We start from the raw sequence: 17,521 nt of genomic DNA on the forward strand, positions 1-17,521 counted from the left end.
TTAATACCAGGCAAATTGCCTATTTTAAAGCCACGTATTATGGCTTTGCTTTTGTTCCACCTGCAATGCTTGTGTCATCAATCGTTACAACAAACTGACCATTCACAATTTTAGGTGGTGTTGCGTTCTTCCATTGAATAGATAATCCATTACGATATCGCAAATCAATGGCTGAGATTTTCGGCCACACCTGTTTTAAGTCAGATTGTGCCAAATGACTTAGACGTTGCAACTTATTCATTGTTTGATCTTGGTCAACAATAATGCGTAAACCAGAGTCAAACTGCATAAACCAAGTCATTCGCTCAGTCAGATATAACTCTTTTAAGCGTAAATTGACAGGATGGAATAATTGATTAATTTCATTATAGCGTCGCATCATCATTTTTGACTGACTTACCGGCCCATGAAGCAACGGAAGTTCAGGATGAATTGTTGGCTCCGCCTCACTAAACACATCGCCTCCATCGCTTAACAAGCGACCTGTTCCCCAACGGGCGATAGCATGTCGAGGCATGACACGAACACGAATACCATTGGGCCAAGCACGAGATACAACAACTCGGTCTACCCATGAAATTTCTAATGTTTTGTCACGAATCTGCTCTAAGTCAGATGTGAAATAATTTGCTTTTATAATTGGAGCAACATGTTGCATCACTTGTTGTGTTTCAACCGATGAGGCTGAACCGACAACTTCTAGTTTTGCAACTTTTGCATCTGTAATAACTTTATATAACCCATAAACTCCGACTGCCAGCACTACAAAAGCAATAACCAACAGCACCCATCCACCAGCATTCGCAAGTTTCTGCTTACGTGTAGGCGGTTTATCATGAATAGAGGTGATGGCCGCACGTTTACGGCGCATGGAAGCCGGAAGTTGTGCCATATTTAAGCCGTACCTTCCAATGTTTGCTCAAGAATTGCAACACACAATTCATCAAAGCTATAACCAACAGCTTTAGCAGCTTTTGGAACTAAAGAGTGGCTGGTCATACCTGGGACAGTATTTACTTCTAAAAGCCAGAAATTACCTTGCTCATCCTGCATTGCATCAATACGCCCCCAGCCTTCTGCACCAACAGCCTGAAAAGCACGTAAACACAATGCTTGCAGGTTTTTCTCTTCAGTCTCACTGAGACCACAAGGGATCCCATACTCTACATCATTACGTTGATATTTCGCTTCATAGTCATAGAAAGCAACATCTGCTGGTGGCTGCAAACGAATAACCGGCAATGGCTGTCCATTTAGGAAAGAAATTGTGAATTCACGACCAGTGATCCATTTTTCGGCCATCACCACAGCATCGTGCTGAGTCGCTTTTTCAATTGCTGCAGCAAAGTCTTCTGCTTTCTCAACCTTACTCATGCCCACACTTGAGCCTTCATGTACAGGTTTGATAATGACAGGTAAGCCCAACTCAGCAATCACCGCATCTAAATCTGTTTCTTTAGTAATAATGCGATATGGCGCTGTAGGTAAATCACTACCTTGCCAGATTTGCTTGGTTTTAACTTTATCCATGCCAATAGCAGAACCTTGTACACCGGTTCCTGTATAAGGCAGATTTAACCATTCAAGAACACCTTGAATCTGGCCATCTTCACCGCCGCGACCATGCAATACAATAAATGCACGATCATAATTTACAAGTTCAGTCACACTGCGGTCTTGCGGATCAAATGCTTCAGCCTGAACACCTGAACGTAACAAAGCGTCCAAAACTGCCTGACCACTATCTAAAGACACAGCACGCTCAGCCGATTTCCCACCAAATAACACGGCAACTTTGCCGAATTTTGTAGCATTTGACACGTTTAAATCCTTAACCCGATAATTCAATACTTTTTGTTTATTTCACATACAAATGGTGTTGTGCAAGTTCTACTGAAATTGCTCCCACGTTACCCGCACCTTGCGTTAATAACAAGTCATTTGGTTGTAACACATTTTGCATGATGTTTTGCAAATTACCTTCAACCGGATCGACCAAAATCGGCTCTACTTGTCCACGTAAACGAATACTACGCGCCAAAGTACGGCTATCTGCACCCACAATAGGTTTTTCACCAGCAGGGTAAACTTCCAATAATAATAATTGATCGACTTGAGAGAGCACTTCAATGAAGTCATCAAAACAATCGCGAGTACGAGAGTAACGATGTGGCTGGAACAACATAACCAAACGACGATCCGGATGGCTTTGACGAGCAGCTTTAATGGTTGCTTCTACTTCTTTAGGATGGTGTCCATAGTCATCAACTAACTTAACGTTGCCATCAGCAAGTTCAAACTCACCTTGCACTTGGAAGCGGCGACCTACACCACTAAATCCTTCTAATGCACGGCTAATTGCATCATCAGAAACACCTTCATCTGTTGCAACACCAATTGCTGCCAAGGCATTTAAAATATTATGCAAACCCGGTTGATTAATCGTTAGACGTAATGGTTCACGGCCTTTACGCAACACAGTAAAGTGCGAGCGCATACCATCTTGTTCAATATCAATTGCACGAATGTCGTTATCTTCATTAAAACCATAAGTAATAACCGGACGGCCTACACGCGGCAAAATCTCACGAATATTGGCGTCATCACCACACACTACGGCTAAACCATAAAATGGTAAGTTATGAAGGAACTGTACAAATGTATCTTTTAATTTATCAAAGCTACCTTCATAGGTATCCATATGGTCAGCATCAATGTTCGTTACAATCGCTGCCATTGGTTGCAAATAAAGGAAAGATGCGTCTGATTCATCAGCTTCAGCTACGATGAAACGGCTTTCACCTAACGCTGCATTTACGCCTGTACTGTTAAGTAAACCACCAATAACGTAAGTTGGGTCGAGGTTTTCTTCAGCCAACATCGTCGTCAAAAGACTTGTAGTTGTGGTTTTACCATGTGTACCTGCTACAGCAATACCATGACGATAACGCATCAGTTCGCCTAGCATCTCTGCACGACGTACAATTGGAATACGCTGTTCAATCGCAGCTTTAATTTCCGGATTTTCCGGATCAATTGCTGTAGAAACTACAAGCACATTGGCATTTTTAATATTTTCCGGTTGATGGCCAATATAAACCTTGATGCCATTATTCTCTAATTGTTCTGTAGTTTTAGACGCTTTAATGTCTGAACCGGAAATTTTATAGCCTTGGTTACCCAAAACCTCTGCAATGCCACACATCCCAGCGCCACCGATCCCCACAAAATGAATGTGTTTGATACGGCGCATTTCAGGCACTTTAATCAGTTTTTTTGCTTGGTTCGCAGCTGTTGATGGAGACATAGTAAATCCGATTACATTTTTTGGATAAGATCAACCACATGCTGAGTCGCATTTGGTTGGGCATGTTGACGCGCTTTCACTGCCATTTCGGTAAGTAATTGGCGGTTCATCAGCGAAGTGAACAATTCATTTAAAACATCTGGTGTCATAGTCGATTGCTGGCAAATTTTCGCAGCGCCGACATCAGCCAGAAATTTGGCATTTGCAGTTTGGTGGTCATCAACTGCTATAGGAAGTGGTACAAAAACTGCGGCCACACCTGCTGTTGCAACTTCTGTTACCGTGAGTGCTCCAGCTCGGCAAATAATTAAATCCGCCTCACTATAAGCCTTTGCCATATCTTCAATAAAAGGCAAAACTTGAACAGTTAAATGAGCTGGTGCATCAGCATAGAGTGCTTGAGTTGCCTCAACTTGTTGCTGGCCACACTGGTGAAAAATATTGAGTGGAACTTGTAATTGTTTTAATGCTGGAGGTAAGCGTTCGTTGAGTGCTTTAGCACCTAAAGAACCGCCAACAATTAGAATATTTAGAGGTTTACCCGCTTGCTCACGCTCATCATAGCGCCACTTTGGGCTTAAAATATCCGTGATTTCACGACGCACAGGGTTTCCTGTGGTTACGACTTTTCCACCAGCAGGAAAGGTATTTGGAAATGCTTCGCACACCACTTTAGCAACGCGAGATAACTGCGCATTGGTAAAACCTGCAACTGCATTTTGCTCATGAATAAGTACAGGGATACCTAACAAACGTGCGGCTAAACCACCCGGCCCCGCCACATAACCGCCAAAGCCTGCAACTGCATCAACTTTAAGCTGTTTCATATAGCGCATTGCGCTCAAAGTGGCTTTTAAAATTTTAAAAGGTGCAGCAATTTTACGGACTAATCCATTGCCACGAACCCCTTGGATATCAATTTGATATATTGGAATATTTTGATCCTTTAACAACCGATTTTCCATACCAGTTGGCGTGGCTAACCATGAAACCTGACAACCTTGTTGTTGAAGTTGTTTGGCTACGGCGAGGGCTGGAAAAACATGTCCACCTGTACCGGCAGCCATCATCATGACATGTTTGGGTTTGCTTTGCTGTGAATCGGTCACGGTCTAATTCTTCAACTCAAAAAACAATGGAAATTGTCATCTATTTTTGTAGCCGTTTATTTTAATCCTAAAGCTTCATTAACGAAAAGCGAATTTCACTCGTTTATAACAGAAAGATGTGCTTTTTTGAAAATATGCCTACAAAGCTGTGGTGTATTTAGTATTGTTATTTTATTAATTTATATATTTTCAGGTGATTTCCCATAAATACCATGGAAAACCACCTGAAATAACGAGTTAAGCTGAACGACCAGCTTCTAATACATCAAATAAATTGTCTGCAATTGATGTACCAAATTGAGCATCAATTTCACGAATACAGGTTGGGCTAGTAACATTAATTTCAGTGACATAATTACCAATTACATCTAAACCAACAAAAACCAAACCTTTTTCGCGTAAGAAAGGACCAATTTTAGCTGCAATCAGTTTATCGTTTTCAGTAAGCGGACGCGCTTGGCCTAAACCGCCTGCTGCCAAGTTACCACGTACTTCACCATTTTGTGGAATACGAGCCAAACAGTAAGGAATAGGCTCACCGTTTACCATTAAAATACGCTTATCCCCTTCTACAATTTCAGGAATATAACGCTGTGCCATAATTGGGCGTGTACCTAGCTCTGTCAGCATTTCCAAGGTAGAACCAATATTTACACCGTCTTGGTATAAACGGAAAATACCCATACCACCCATACCATCAAGTGGCTTAACAATGACATCACCATGTTCTTTAATAAATTCACGGATTAAACTTTGTTGCGATGTCACAAGTGTAGGTACTTGTAGTTCTGGAAATTGCGTTGCAAACAATTTTTCGTTGCAATCACGCAGTGACTGAGGCTTATTAATAATCCATGAACCTTCGCGCTCAGCTTGCTCAAGCACATAAGTTGTATAGACAAAATTCATGTCAAACGGTGGATCTTTACGCATGAGCACAACATCATAAGCTGCGATAGATTCTTTTTTCTTTTCGCCTAGCTCATAGTAATGATTGTAGTCTTCAAAAACTTTTAACGGTGAGATTAGGCCGTACGCCTTACCCTGATCAATATATAAATCTTGCTGTAATGCATAACCTAATTCATGTCCACGACGGCTCGCCGCCCACAACATTGCCATGGTTGAATCCTTTTTAAGGTTTACGGTTTCAATCGGATCCATGACGACAAGTACACGCATGCTCAAGCTCTTCTTAAAATTTAAATTAGCATGAGTATAACTGAGATTTTTCACTGGTTTTTCTTAATTTCAGTAAAACATTATCTGTTATTTCTTGATCTGGAATTTAAGTAAATTCAGTTAAACTATGACCATAAAACATTATATTTAAAGGCTAAACATGAAACTTTATCGCTATTTAACTGGCCCTGATGACTCTGCTTTTTGTGCACGAGTGACTAAAGCACTGAATCATGGCTGGGAATTATATGGAGCGCCAACCATGACCTTTAATGGCACGCATGTGATTGTTGGACAAGCAATTTGTAAAACGATTAATGAAAATTATGATCCAGAAATGGATATTTTAGATGTTCTCAAAAATAATGCGTAATTCTAAGGGGAGCTTTAATCGGTAAAAGCTCCCCTTTCAAAAATCAATTAACAAGAAAAACTAATGAGTTAACTCATATTATCCGTTTAATTCCCCAATCATCTTTCTAAAAATCAGTTACTAAACAATAAATATGTCATTTTTTAAGGCAATATTTCTTTTATTCTAAACAATTAAATGATTATAATTATCATTTATACTTTTATTTTTGTTAATTGATTTTATTTTTATGTTAAGAATTTCTTTATCATCTCCCCAAATTAAGGGTTCATTCCCGCTCAGCTTACTCAGTTTAATGATCTTGAATATTCAAGGGGCCTATGCAGAAGATGTAACTGACTCATCAAAAGTGGCAGCTACCATGCCCACCATAAAAATTGAAGCCATGAGTGAGCTCGACCCGATTAAAAGTTATATCGATTATGACAAGGCCAATGTCACACGTAATGGTTTAGACAAAAAAGATATTCCTCAAACCGTTGATACCATTGATGTGCAGAAATATAAAATTTATGGATCGAATGATTTAAGTGTGATGCTGCAAGGTACGCCAGGGGTATCAACCAGTTACGATATGCGCGGTGATGGCATCACGATTCGTGGTTTTGGTGCTGATACAGGCGATATTTACCGTGATGGTATACGTGAAAGCGGACAAGTACGCCGTAGTACAGCCAATATCGAGCGTATAGAAATTTTAAAAGGCCCCGCTTCTGTTTTATATGGTCGTAGCGCTGGTGGTGGGGTTGTGAATATGGTGAGTAAGTTCGCCAATTTTGACTCTAAAAGTTCAGTTGGCGCATATGCGGGTTCATATGATAACTACGGAACAACCGCTGACATCAACCAAATCATTAATGACAATTTAGCAGTCCGTTTAACGGGAGAATATGGCGAGACAGGCAGCTTCCGCTCTGGTATTGAAAATAAGATTGAAATGTTTTCACCAAGTTTCACTTATAAAAATGACGATGGAACACTCACTTGGACCACGCAATATACTTATGACAAATTAGGGCGTGTACCTGATCGCGGACCATCACATGACATTCTGCCTGCGGGAACTTCAATCAAAACAGGATTTGCCCAAGACGGCGATTATGTTGATGATATTTTGCAAGTGGTCCGTACCGATGTGAATTATCAATATGCGCCTGATTGGAACTTCCACTGGGCAGCAAGTTACCGACAAGCAGAACAGAACTTTGACCACTTTTATTTTGGAACTTATTGTGGGTTAGATGGAAAAAGCTCAAAGAATGAGACTTGTACAAAGAAAGGTTACATCGACCAAATTTATTACTGGCAACAAACCAGCAATAAGACCACCACCAATACATTTGATATTAAGGGCAAGTTCAAAACAGGCCAGCTTGAACACCAAATTATGTTGGGTACAGACTGGACTTATGAACAACGAGAACCACGTCTAGCCAATAAAACTCAAAATGGGTCAGCCATTTATGGTTACGTTAATCCAATCACTGGTGAACGAGAGTACAGCCGTGGCAATGGCCCATTAAAAATTAGTCAGCATAACTATAATGAAGGCACAACTTACGGCATATTTATTCAGGACTTAATTGGTCTAAATGACCAACTTAAACTGATGATGGGCGTCCGCTACGACTACTTCGATTTTTCAACCACCAACAAGTTAACGAATGAACACCGTAACGTAAAAGATGGTAGCTTTAGCCCAAATGTTGGTTTGGTATGGCAACCGCTTCCTGAACATAGCTTTTACACGTCTTATTCTAAGAGCTTTGCACCATTTGGCGGACAAATGGGTGTCAACCAAGTCACTGGAAGCACCGATGTCACAAAAATGGATAAAGAACCTCAATATAACGAGCAATACGAAGTTGGGGTAAAAAGTGAATGGTTAGATAATCGTTTAAATACTCAACTTTCTGTCTTTGATATTCGTAAAAATAATATCCGCTATAAACCAAAACCTAATGAAGAACCGGAAGTATGGGCAACTGCTGGTCAGCATCAATCCCGTGGTCTTGAATTTAGTTTTATTGGCCGTGTACTTGATAATGTCTTTGTCCGTGGTGGTTATGGCTATACAGATGCTAAGGTAAAAGAAGACAAACAAAAACCTGAACAAGAAGGCAATTATTTAGCCAACACATCTAAAAACACGGGTAATTTATTTGTTCGCTATTTACCAACCGAGCAGTGGTATACCGAAGTGGGTGTGACCTATGTGGGCTCTTATTATCCAAATCTTAATAATCAAGTAAAAATGGAAGGTTTTAACCGTGTCGATGCGGCGATTGGTTATAGTGCTAACCCATGGAACGTCACACTTGCGGTGAATAATCTAACCAATAAAGAGTACTGGCGCTCAGATAGCATGCCAGGCACACCACGTAATGTGCTATTGCGTTTGAATTATCAGTTTTAAGTAAATATTAAAAAGGCATACCCTATTTAGAGGTATGCCTTTTTATTTTTAGATACCGTATTTTTCACGATACGCTTGCATATTAGCTAAAGCTTCTTTTTCGCCTTTCGCCTCTAAATAATCCATTAAATCTTTCATGGTAATTAGGGCGTGCACAGGAATTTCTAATTCTTTTTGAACTTCTTGAATTGCTGAAAGCTCACCTTGACCACGTTCTTGACGATCTAATGCCACCAAAACACCCGCAATAGTTGCGCCAGCGTTTTTCAAAATCGTTACAACTTCACGAATTGCTGTACCTGCGGTAATCACGTCATCAATAATCCAGACTTTTTTACCTTCAACCGCAGCACCAACTAAAACACCGCCTTCGCCATGATCTTTTGCTTCTTTACGGTTAAAGCCCCATGGAACACTTTTGTTATGCACTTGCGACAAAGCAACAGCAGTCGCTGCTACAAAAGGAATACCTTTATAAGCTGGTCCAAAAATCACATCAACATTTTGGCATTGTGTTAATTTATCGGCATAGCCTTGCGCTAAAAGAGATAAAGCTTCACCATCATTGAGTAGGCCCGCATTAAAAAAATAAGGACTCACACGCCCCGATTTTAAAGTAAACTCACCAAATTTAAGCACACCGCGTGATAATGCGAGTTCGATAAATGCTTGCGGGTGAAATGACACAGGCGTTGTCATGAGGTGCTCCAAATTCACAATTGAGGTTAAATTTTCGCATGATACCAAAGGATCAGTATCCAAGTGATGTAAAAATTCTTCGAGTCGTTTCCATTAACGTAAATGGCTTACGTTCTTCAGTAACGAAAGGCTTACTTGAATGGTTAGAACAATCAGATGCCGATGTCGTATGCATGCAGGAAAGCCGCATTACCCATGAACAATGGACTGAAAAGTTTAGACCCGAAGGATGGCATACCCATCTCTTTCCAGCAGAGCGTGCAGGCTACGCAGGGACTGCGATATATAGCCGCTTACCCTTCGTCTCTGTTAAAGATGGTTTAGGGTTTGAGCTAGCTGACAGTCAAGGCCGCTTTATTTCTGCGGAATTCGATTTAGGTTTGTCACATCCGGTACATATTGCATCATTATACTTACCTTCAGGCTCAAGTGGTGAAGAAGCGCAAGCACGTAAAGATTTATTTTTAGGTGAATACGCAAAAATCTTGAAACAATGGCGTGATGAAAATAAGTCAGTCATCATTTGCGGTGACTACAACATTGTTCATAAACGAATAGATATTAAAAACTGGTCAGGTAATCAAAAATCATCTGGCTGTTTACCACATGAACGTGCATGGCTTGATCATATTTATGACGAACTGGGTTATGTCGATACCTTCCGTGTGGTTCGCGCAGAAGCAGAACTTTATTCATGGTGGTCAAATCGCGGTCAAGCCCGTGCAAAAAATGTAGGGTGGCGTATTGACTATCATGCTTGCTCACCAGACTGGAAAGCCCGCACAATTAATGCTTGGGTTTATAAAGATCAATGGTTTAGTGACCACGCACCTGTCATTATCGACTACAAAATTCAAGAATAAGTGAACAACTGTTCACTTGCATTGTCGTTTTCGCTTACAGCATATGTCGTTTTTGAGTATTTTTCTTACACAGCTTTAACGGCATTATAGCCCCACGGCACAGGGAAGCAGTCAGGATGACGCAAAAGGATAGGACGCCGTAGGAAGATAAAATAAACTTATGATAAGTTTATTTGCAAGGATGTGACAATGGACGTTGAAATGAGACCCGCATGATCAGGATGATTAAATGCGGGTTTTCTCTTTTTTAGTCTCTTATTTTTTGCGCTAAGTTCTTTTAGTTTTAACTTCTTCTTATTAACCTCATTATTGCCTTGTCTTATGACAATAACATGACATTTCTCTTTCAATTAATCATTAATTTTCATTTGTTTTAAAAGTATCGGTATAAAGTAGTGCTTAAAAGCTTTTTGGGTTAGGCTGTGTGCTCTCTCTTTTTGACATGGTCCGATAAAATGTTAAAAATTTATGGAATTAAAAACTGTAACTCAATGAAAAAAGCTTTTGATGCTTTGCAAGCCAAAGGGCTTAGCTACGATTTTCATGATTATAAAAAACAAGGCATTGATGCAGATACTCTAAAAATCTGGTTAAAAGAAATTGGACAAGATACTGTTCTCAACAAAAAAGGCACGACTTGGCGTAAGCTTTCAGAAGAAGAACAAAATCGTGCTTTAAGCAATGAAGATCACCTTATTGAAGCACTCATTGCTCAACCAAGTTTGATTAAAAGACCTGTTTTACAAACCGCTCAAGGTTTCATTGTAGGTTTCGATGAAACCACTTATCAAAATATCCAAGCATAAAAAAACGAGCCATACGGCTCGTTTTTTTATTAAAACTTTTAGTTCGCGCGAATCCATGTTTGGTTACGACCAAGTGCAGAAACGCCAATATAACCACGCAGTTTAAGCTTTTTACCGCCATCGGTTAACTCACCTTTCAATTTGTAAGTTTTACCAGATTTTGGGTCTAAAATCGTACCGTTTTCATAACTGTTACCACCTACATTTTTTAAATTATGTACAATGGTGACACCTTTAAGTGGTTTGTTTTTATACGGACCTTCACATTTTGTACAAGCGTTTTCTTCGCCCGGTGTCAAAATGTTTTGAATGGTTGCAGTTAAGGTTCCGTCCTTCTGTTCCGTAAATTTCACTACGGCTTTTGGCTTGTTGGTCTGATCATCAATCGTTTTCCATACCGTTCCATTGAGTGAATCAGCTGCATTGGCAAATGCAGCCATACCAATGAGTCCTAAAGCTAAAGCAATCTTTTTCATTTTTGTAATATCCTTGGGTCTTTCAAGATTTTCAGTATTCAGAAGTCGCAAAGATATTGCAATTTTTGAATGTGACTGTTTCGTGTAACCTTGTAATCTTGCAAAATAAAATTTACAAGAAAACAAGAAACTAGCATAAAAATGGATGCTATATGAATATATCAAATGTTTGGAAATATTACTTTACAGAAACTTTTCTTAAAACAACAATTCGCAAGCCAAGCCAGCTAAATTTGCCGGCTACTGCTTTACGTCCCGTTCTAGATCAGATGTGTCGTGCTTTTCCACGACAAAAAAATGTTTCTGTGCGCCCAATTCGGTTAGCAGGCATTAAAGGTGAAGAAATCAAACCGCAAGATTCTGCAACTCAACTGATTTTTCATATTCACGGTGGTGCTTTTTTCCTTGGGAGTGTCAAAACTCACCATGCTTTTATGACCGATTTAGCTGCCCGCACCCAAATGCAGATTATTCATGTGGATTATCCGCTTGCGCCTGAACATCCCTACCCTGAGGCGACTGAAGCACTATATGACATCTATCAATCTTTATTGGTACAAGGCGTTCAGCCTAAAGATATTATTTTATCGGGTGATTCATGCGGAGCAAATTTAGCACTAGCACTTTGCTTACGCTTAAAAGAACAACCTGAGCTTATGCCGAGTGGCCTGATTTTGTTATCTCCATTTTTGGATTTAACGCTCACGAGTGAGTCTCTCAGATTTAATAAAAAACATGATGCATTATTATCTATTGAAGCCCTACAAACAGGAACTCAGTACTATATAGGCAATCATATTGCAGCTGATGATCCACGCGTTTCGCCTATTTTCGATGACTTGCATGGCCTACCGCCAACTTTGGTTCAAGTAGGATCTAAAGAAATCTTATTAGATGATGCCAAGCGTTTTAGAGAAAAAGCTGAAGAGGCTGGCGTTAAAGTTCAATTCAAACTTTATACAGGCATGTGGCATAACTTTCAGATGTTTAATGCATGGTTTGATGAAGCAAAACAAGCATTGGCAGATATTGCTGAATTTGCCCATGAGCTTGATAAAACTTAATTTACTTATGAATGATGTGAATAGCTCTAAAAACTTTTCACATCATTTTCCTTATAAAAGGCATCATGTATAAAATGAAAATCATGCTATGTTTAAAATATAAATTAATTTAAACAATCCAATATTAGAATGGTCTAACAAAGAGGCATCTAAATTTAGGAGCCCTTACGTACTATGAAAAATCGTTTAATCACTTATCCCATACATAGAACAAAACAGGTGATAATCGATTTCATCCATAACAATCACATCATCAACTGGACACCACTACAAAAAAGCGCACTGATGCTCACACTTGCCTGCGCCATGAACTTTAGTTGGATCTTATGGAAAGGTTATATTTTAATTACGCCAAGCGTCTGGCAATGGGCAAATCTACCTTTAGTTGAGTCACAAATCTGGCTTAATTTATTGACCTTATTTTTATTGGGCCTTTTGATTATCCCCTGCTATCGATACAAAAATGTTGAGTGGGCTCAAAGAGTCATTCCTTTCATTAGTGTGCAGTTCTTTGCACTCATGCTATGCCATGATGGATATTTAATTGGCAGTATTAGCCCAGCCACTATGGTCGGCTATGTGGGCACGATTGGTGTCGGTCTGGTGTTATTTGACCGTAAAATTGTTTATAGCGCCCTTGTACCTGCGACGATTATTTTAACGGTATGTACATATTTAAGTATGAGCGGTACTGTGCCTTATGCCCCTCTATTTAATTTTAAGGCTATGGAACATGCTCAAACTAACCCCTTTTGGTTAGGGAGCATGGCTTTTTTTATTATGCCCATCTTATTGGCTTGCTTTATTTTATTTGAAATATTGCTCACTCAATGGCGGCAACGTGAAACTTATATTCAACGCCTAAGCCAACTTGACCCCTTAACCAATGTATTAAATAGACGTAGTTTAAACACGCATTTAGAGTCGCTACACCAACAGCAATTTGATTACGCAGTAGTACTTCTCGATATCGATCATTTTAAAAAAATTAATGATATATACGGGCATCACCAAGGTGATCAAGTCTTAATTGAAATCGCTCAATGTCTTTCTGAGAACTTGCGTAACGAGGATATTATTGGACGTTTTGGTGGAGAGGAGTTTATTTTATTACTCCCTCACACCGATATTATTCAAGCAGAGAAAATTGCTGAGCGTTGTCGTCTTGCTTTGCAAGAACTACCCGTTTGTAGCGCTCAAAACAATCCTATTCATATTAGTGCAAGTTTTGGAATCAGCAGTTCAGCTTTTGCAGAAGATCCTTATCTTGTTATTCGACAAGCTGATCAAGCACTCTACGCAGTAAAAGCTTCAGGACGCAATCAAGTACGTACATTTCATCAGATTGAAACGATGAATACCTTATGAATCTTTTAGTTTTGCCAAACTCGCAAGTTGTTGCAAAAGTTCTTGCTGATTAAAAGCACCAGTTAAACGCAATGCACGAATTTCTTTTTGCTCTGGGCTTAAAAATAGATAGGTCGGTGGACCTAAAATATTCCATTTTTTGAGTAGCGCTTCATGTGACTGGTCATAATGACTCAAATCAAGCTTAATTAAATAATAAGATGCAAGAGCGGACTGAACCTCAGGTGCTTTTAAAATACGATGCTCAATCGGTTGGCAGGCAACACACCAGTCTGCATAGACATCAACGACAATAGCTCGATCTGTAGGCGCTGCTGCTAAAATTTTCTCAAAGTCCACTGCTGTAGTTGCAATATGCCATTCGGCCATATGATTAGAACTTTGCAAAGTTCGATTTTGAATGTGTTGGTATTGGTTATAGGCTACAAAAGGTGTAACGATTAATAATAAAATCGCGTAGAGCCATTGGAGCTGCCCTTTTTTCCAGAAAAACTGATAAAGCGCATAAATTATAAAAGCGAGACCTAATACGAGACTAAGAACTTGCATGCCCCAATCTGGCAATAAAAGACGAATAAAATAAAGACTTAAACCTAACATCAGAAAAGCAAAAATAACTTTAATCTGATGCATCCAGTCACCAGCTTTAGGCAGAAATTTCGCCCCTAAAATACTTGCCAGTAATAGCGGAATTCCCATTCCAAAACCTAGACAGAATAAAAGCAAAGCCCCTTGCCACTGGTTTTGTGTTTGAGAAATAAATAATAAAGTTCCAGCGAGGGGTGCGGTCATACAAGGACCCACCAAGAGTGCAGAAACCACACCCATGACTCCAGCACCTACTAAAGTGCCACCTTGTTGCATCGACTGAATACGATCAAGTCGGTTTAACCATGTTTGTGGTAAACGAAGCTCAAACAGACCGAATAAATTCAGAGCAAAGACAATAAACAGCAAACTAAAAGCAATTAAGGTTGCTGGCTGTTGTAACCAGCGCTGGAAATTTAAACCTGCCGAAGAGGCAATTAAACCTAAGCCTGCGTAAACCAATGCCATGCTACACACAAAAGTAAGTGCAATGGTCCAAGCTTTTAGACCTTTATGATCCCGAATGATGAGTGAAGTTAAAATGGGCAACATCGGTAAAGAGCATGGTGTAAATGCGAGCAACATGCCTAAACCTAAAAATAATAAAACGCCATACCACAGCGAGTTCTCAATTAACTTAGCAGACCAGATCTGATCTTGCGCAATTTGTGGTGTGGTTGTAGTAACTGCTGTCTCTGTATTTTGCTCTTTTTCTACAGATTCTGAACCCTTGGAAGTGTCAGATTGTGTATTTGCTAAATCTAGCAATCGTTTTGGGGCTGTTCCTGCTTGGTTTTGTACACCAACTAGGCCATCTGCATCAGTTTGAAACTCAATAGTTTGTGGTGGATAACAAATACGGTCTTTGGCACAGCCCTGCCAAGTCACACTATAGTGCTCTGATGGCTTAGTCTTAATTTGGAAATTAACTTGATGGTAATAAACCTGACTTTGCCCATAATTTTCATCATATTGGGCAATCGCTTTCGGTAACTTTAAAGCTAAAGGTTGAGTACCTTGTTGTACGGAAAATTTATGCTGATAAAGATAGTAATTTGGCTGAATCTGCCAAGACAAACTCGCAGTATGCGGCTCAGAAGATTCAACCGAAAATGAAAAAGCTTGTTCGGGTGAAAGTAGCTTATCTTGCGCAGAAACCAACTGGCTAAACACACAAACAGCAACTGCTAGAAAATAAAGAATTCCCTGATGAATAAGCTTTTTCATTAACATAAATTTAAATTGCTTTATTTAGAACAAGAACGCCACGCCTAAGCCACCGTTGTAGCTCTTGTCTTGACCATTCAAATCAACCCCGATACTTGCATCGAGTTGTGTACGATTATTTACGGCGTAGACTAAACCTGTACCTAAACCATACTCATAGTCTTGGCTTTCAGCTTTACGGTAAATGAACTCAGAATAACCTGATAGCTTACCTGCGATTTTATAGTCAATCGTCGGTACTGCTGTCACTGCCCAATCACTATTCTGCACTTCGTAGCGCATGGTAATTGAGGTGCCCACTAAATCACTATATTGGTAAGCTACCGCAGAGCTAAGACTATAAATGTCGTCATGGGCTGTAAATTTATCATTTCCCGTTGCAATGATAGCTTCTGCCAACACTGCCATAGACAATCTATCGTCTTTTAAATCAATAGCTTTTTTTAAACCAATACTTACATCACCAAAACCTGAAGTATCATTTTTTTTGCCAGCACGTTTAGTTTGGGTCCATGCTGGACCTTGCCATCCTAATTGTAATTCTAAATCACGCGCTAAACCTGTACGGAATAACATATCCTGATTTAAGGTTACGGTCTTTTCTTTAACACCGTCAACAGTCGACTCAGTATAGGTTACGCTTGGTAAACCTTGCTCCCACGCTAAATTACCTACAGGAGTAATTCCCGTTCCCATTCCAGCACCTGGACGGTCAAACGAGAACTCTGCGGCAAAAGCACTTCCTGCAGCAACAGTGGTCAGAGCAAAAGTTAAAATTTGAAATGTTCTCATTCTATTATCCAATCAAGTAGTTAGTTCTTTTGACATTTTTGCCCCATGTTGGCGCAATAACTCGAGTGTTTCACGCTCTTCTTGAAGCGCTTCTGACCAGTCTATTTCATCAAAGTCACAATCAAAGAACAACTGACTGATTGAAGATAAAATAGTGAGACCCTCTTCATCACGTGTGTTTGGGTCAACTTTTTCATCGAGTAAACGTTGAACGGCTGGAGCACATGCCGAGCTTGCTGCATCCCATAAAGGGCCATAAAACTCTTCTGCATCCCAAAGGTGTACGTTGGCTTTGGCTTGAATTAAAGCTTCAAGAATATCGAGGTAAACTTGTAATCTTTGTTGCTTTTCTTCTTTTGATAAAGGTGTACCCGCTTCATAGGCTTCTGATACATCTTCCCACCATTTGAAAATTCCGTCACAAATGATTGATACAGGTGGTCCTTGTTCCGGATCAATAAAGTTCGGATCAAGCCCGTCAGCAAGTAATTTTTGCACTTGCGCGAGTTCTAATTCTTCTATGGCTTTAATTAAAGCTTGCTGCTGGGTGGTTAACATGACCATCTCTCAAAAATATATTAGGGCTATTATGCCTAATCTCATATGAAGATTTTAGAGGTTGATTGCATCGCATTGCAAACCTAATGTTGTGAATAGTTTTATTTTCATCAAATATAAAAAAAGCCCCGAAGGGCTTTTTAGCGTTTTCAATTAGACTTCATCATCAATGAATTCTGGTTGTCCACCTCTCGGGTGTTCTTTTTTCTCAAAAGTATGTTCAAGGCTACGTTTTAATTTTTCAATCGCACCATGAATTGAGGCATCAATATTTCCTGCTTTATGGTGCACTGCAACCGGTTTTAAACCTGAAGGACGTGCTTCAATCATACAGTGGATATCTTTGTCACCACCTTTGTCCCCATTTTCATCACTAAAATGAACCGAGAAATGCGTAATACGTTCGCTATGACGTTGGAATTCTTGAGTAAGTTCTGCACGTACATAAGTAATTAAACGTTCACTGTTATGGATGTTTTTATCTGTGCGGATTTCAATATTCATAAATACCATCCTCTCTTTCTTACTGTGGATCTTTTCTATGCAAAACTTTTTTATGTTGGCATGTTTTAAGCATGCATGAACCGACTTCAATTGTACATTTTGATGGTGTAATGGTTTGTTATCTCCTGACTTAAACGTACTGCTTTTAATTTATTTTGAAGATCTTCATATCTTCAATATCAGTCCATC

General features: G+C 39.6%; 17 protein-coding genes. 6 read left to right on the top strand and 11 right to left on the bottom strand.

Going from position 1 to position 17,521, the window contains the following annotated elements:
- Positions 1 to 37 precede the first annotated feature (37 nt).
- The 5 genes from KTI78_RS08860 to gshB form a co-directional block, all read right to left on the bottom strand.
- Positions 38 to 892 carry a cell division protein FtsQ/DivIB gene (locus KTI78_RS08860; protein WP_224992170.1) on the bottom strand — a complete coding sequence of 285 codons (855 nt, stop codon included), beginning with the start codon at positions 890 to 892 and terminating at the stop codon, positions 38 to 40.
- Positions 893 to 894: 2 nt separating this feature from the next.
- Positions 895 to 1,821, bottom strand: a complete 927-nt coding sequence (locus KTI78_RS08865) for a D-alanine--D-alanine ligase (protein ID WP_002121862.1) — start codon at positions 1,819 to 1,821, stop codon at positions 895 to 897.
- A 37-nt stretch (positions 1,822 to 1,858) separates the two neighbouring features.
- The gene (gene murC, locus KTI78_RS08870; protein ID WP_016142752.1) at positions 1,859 to 3,307 is read right to left on the bottom strand and encodes a UDP-N-acetylmuramate--L-alanine ligase; all 1,449 of its coding nucleotides are present in this window, start codon (positions 3,305 to 3,307) and stop codon (positions 1,859 to 1,861) included.
- A gap of 11 nt (positions 3,308 to 3,318) precedes the next feature.
- The gene (murG, locus tag KTI78_RS08875) at positions 3,319 to 4,416 is read right to left on the bottom strand and encodes an undecaprenyldiphospho-muramoylpentapeptide beta-N-acetylglucosaminyltransferase (protein ID WP_224992172.1); all 1,098 of its coding nucleotides are present in this window, start codon (positions 4,414 to 4,416) and stop codon (positions 3,319 to 3,321) included.
- Positions 4,417 to 4,653: 237 nt separating this feature from the next.
- A complete protein-coding gene (gshB, locus tag KTI78_RS08880; protein WP_016142750.1) occupies positions 4,654 to 5,598 on the bottom strand; it encodes a glutathione synthase in 945 nt (314 codons plus the stop codon).
- 160 nt (positions 5,599 to 5,758) lie between these two features.
- On the opposite strand from gshB, the gene KTI78_RS08885 reads away from it, so the two are divergent.
- On the top strand, positions 5,759 to 5,971 hold the full coding sequence (locus tag KTI78_RS08885) for a DUF1737 domain-containing protein (protein ID WP_239966980.1): 213 nt from the start codon (positions 5,759 to 5,761) through the stop codon (positions 5,969 to 5,971).
- Positions 5,972 to 6,200: 229 nt separating this feature from the next.
- Complete coding sequence (locus KTI78_RS08890) at positions 6,201 to 8,387, top strand: TonB-dependent receptor (RefSeq protein WP_262445842.1); 2,187 nt, start codon at positions 6,201 to 6,203, stop codon at positions 8,385 to 8,387.
- Between the two features lie 48 nt (positions 8,388 to 8,435).
- Here the strand turns inward: KTI78_RS08890 and pyrE are convergent, their stop codons facing one another.
- Positions 8,436 to 9,086 (bottom strand): orotate phosphoribosyltransferase, encoded by a 651-nt coding sequence (gene pyrE / locus KTI78_RS08895; protein WP_005300604.1) that lies wholly within the window; start codon positions 9,084 to 9,086, stop codon positions 8,436 to 8,438.
- 38 nt (positions 9,087 to 9,124) lie between these two features.
- Between pyrE and KTI78_RS08900 the strand changes: the two genes are divergently transcribed.
- Positions 9,125 to 9,949, top strand: a complete 825-nt coding sequence (locus KTI78_RS08900) for an exodeoxyribonuclease III (RefSeq protein WP_016142748.1) — start codon at positions 9,125 to 9,127, stop codon at positions 9,947 to 9,949.
- Between the two features lie 455 nt (positions 9,950 to 10,404).
- The gene (locus tag KTI78_RS08905) at positions 10,405 to 10,755 is read left to right on the top strand and encodes an arsenate reductase (protein ID WP_016142747.1); all 351 of its coding nucleotides are present in this window, start codon (positions 10,405 to 10,407) and stop codon (positions 10,753 to 10,755) included.
- Between the two features lie 38 nt (positions 10,756 to 10,793).
- Here the strand turns inward: KTI78_RS08905 and KTI78_RS08910 are convergent, their stop codons facing one another.
- Positions 10,794 to 11,231 carry a DUF2147 domain-containing protein gene (locus tag KTI78_RS08910; RefSeq protein WP_002121971.1) on the bottom strand — a complete coding sequence of 146 codons (438 nt, stop codon included), beginning with the start codon at positions 11,229 to 11,231 and terminating at the stop codon, positions 10,794 to 10,796.
- A 152-nt stretch (positions 11,232 to 11,383) separates the two neighbouring features.
- Here KTI78_RS08910 and KTI78_RS08915 point away from each other — a divergent pair, with 152 nt between their 5' ends.
- Both KTI78_RS08915 and KTI78_RS08920 read left to right on the top strand, forming a co-directional pair.
- Positions 11,384 to 12,295 carry an alpha/beta hydrolase gene (locus tag KTI78_RS08915; protein WP_174728134.1) on the top strand — a complete coding sequence of 304 codons (912 nt, stop codon included), beginning with the start codon at positions 11,384 to 11,386 and terminating at the stop codon, positions 12,293 to 12,295.
- A 174-nt stretch (positions 12,296 to 12,469) separates the two neighbouring features.
- On the top strand, positions 12,470 to 13,663 hold the full coding sequence (locus KTI78_RS08920) for a GGDEF domain-containing protein (protein ID WP_239966975.1): 1,194 nt from the start codon (positions 12,470 to 12,472) through the stop codon (positions 13,661 to 13,663).
- On the opposite strand, the gene dsbD is transcribed toward KTI78_RS08920, so the two are convergent.
- The 4 genes from dsbD to KTI78_RS08940 form a co-directional block, all read right to left on the bottom strand.
- Complete coding sequence (gene dsbD, locus KTI78_RS08925) at positions 13,658 to 15,484, bottom strand: protein-disulfide reductase DsbD (protein ID WP_262445843.1); 1,827 nt, start codon at positions 15,482 to 15,484, stop codon at positions 13,658 to 13,660. The two genes, KTI78_RS08920 and dsbD, sit on opposite strands and share 6 nt — an antisense overlap.
- Before the next feature lie 18 nt (positions 15,485 to 15,502).
- Entirely contained in the window at positions 15,503 to 16,270 is a 768-nt protein-coding gene (locus KTI78_RS08930) for a transporter (RefSeq protein ID WP_262445844.1), read from the bottom strand.
- A gap of 12 nt (positions 16,271 to 16,282) precedes the next feature.
- Positions 16,283 to 16,828: an ankyrin repeat domain-containing protein gene (locus KTI78_RS08935; RefSeq protein WP_032054517.1), complete on the bottom strand. Its 546-nt coding sequence runs from the start codon at positions 16,826 to 16,828 to the stop codon at positions 16,283 to 16,285.
- Between the two features lie 153 nt (positions 16,829 to 16,981).
- Positions 16,982 to 17,332, bottom strand: coding sequence for an HPF/RaiA family ribosome-associated protein (locus KTI78_RS08940; protein WP_001019316.1), 351 nt, complete (start codon positions 17,330 to 17,332; stop codon positions 16,982 to 16,984).
- Positions 17,333 to 17,521: the final 189 nt, after the last annotated feature.

The sequence above is a fragment of the Acinetobacter sp. WU_MDCI_Abxe161 genome (genome assembly GCF_025514355.1).
Classification (GTDB): Bacteria; Pseudomonadota; Gammaproteobacteria; order Pseudomonadales; family Moraxellaceae; genus Acinetobacter; species Acinetobacter pittii_E.